Source organism: Pseudomonas sp. GW822-FHT01E03 (assembly GCF_058802985.1).
Genome location: NZ_JBXAOQ010000029.1, coordinates 1,352 through 2,701, shown reverse-complemented (window position 1 = coordinate 2,701; position 1,350 = coordinate 1,352). Strand labels below are relative to the sequence as shown.

Genomic DNA, 1,350 nt, shown 5'->3' with positions numbered 1-1,350 from the left:
TTGATTTCTAGTCTTTGACTAGTTCGTTCTTTAAAAATTTGGGTATGTGATAGAAAGATAGACTGAACGTTACTTTCACTGGTAACGGATCAGGCTAAGGTAAAATTTGTGAGTTCTCTTAGTTGAGAAATTCGAATTTTCGGCGAATGTCGTCTTCATAGTATAACCAGATTGCTTGGGGTTATATGGTCAAGTGAAGAAGCGCATACGGTGGATGCCTTGGCAGTCAGAGGCGATGAAAGACGTGGTAGCCTGCGAAAAGCTTCGGGGAGTCGGCAAACAGACTTTGATCCGGAGATGTCTGAATGGGGGAACCCAGCCATCATAAGATGGTTATCTTGTACTGAATACATAGGTGCAAGAGGCGAACCAGGGGAACTGAAACATCTAAGTACCCTGAGGAAAAGAAATCAACCGAGATTCCCTTAGTAGTGGCGAGCGAACGGGGACTAGCCCTTAAGTGGCTTTGAGATTAGCGGAACGCTCTGGAAAGTGCGGCCATAGTGGGTGATAGCCCTGTACGCGAAAATCTCTTAGTCATGAAATCGAGTAGGACGGAGCACGAGAAACTTTGTCTGAATATGGGGGGACCATCCTCCAAGGCTAAATACTACTGACTGACCGATAGTGAACTAGTACCGTGAGGGAAAGGCGAAAAGAACCCCGGAGAGGGGAGTGAAATAGATCCTGAAACCGTATGCGTACAAGCAGTGGGAGCCCACTTTGTTGGGTGACTGCGTACCTTTTGTATAATGGGTCAGCGACTTATTTTCAGTGGCGAGCTTAACCGAATAGGGGAGGCGTAGCGAAAGCGAGTCTTAATAGGGCGTCTAGTCGCTGGGAATAGACCCGAAACCGGGCGATCTATCCATGGGCAGGTTGAAGGTTAGGTAACACTGACTGGAGGACCGAACCGACTACCGTTGAAAAGTTAGCGGATGACCTGTGGATCGGAGTGAAAGGCTAATCAAGCTCGGAGATAGCTGGTTCTCCTCGAAAGCTATTTAGGTAGCGCCTCATGTATCACTGTAGGGGGTAGAGCACTGTTTCGGCTAGGGGGTCATCCCGACTTACCAAACCGATGCAAACTCCGAATACCTACAAGTGCCGAGCATGGGAGACACACGGCGGGTGCTAACGTCCGTCGTGAAAAGGGAAACAACCCAGACCGTCAGCTAAGGTCCCAAAGTTATGGTTAAGTGGGAAACGATGTGGGAAGGCTTAGACAGCTAGGAGGTTGGCTTAGAAGCAGCCACCCTTTAAAGAAAGCGTAATAGCTCACTAGTCGAGTCGGCCTGCGCGGAAGATGTAACGGGGCTCAAACCATACACCGAAGCTACGGGTATCATC

At 49.0% G+C, this 1,350-nt stretch carries 1 rRNA gene (running past one end of the window); it reads left to right on the top strand.

What is annotated here, in order from left to right:
• The first annotated feature begins 187 nt into the window (after window positions 1–187).
• Window positions 188–1,350, top strand: a 23S ribosomal RNA gene (locus tag AC1RP7_RS27865) (it continues 1,271 nt past the right edge of the window).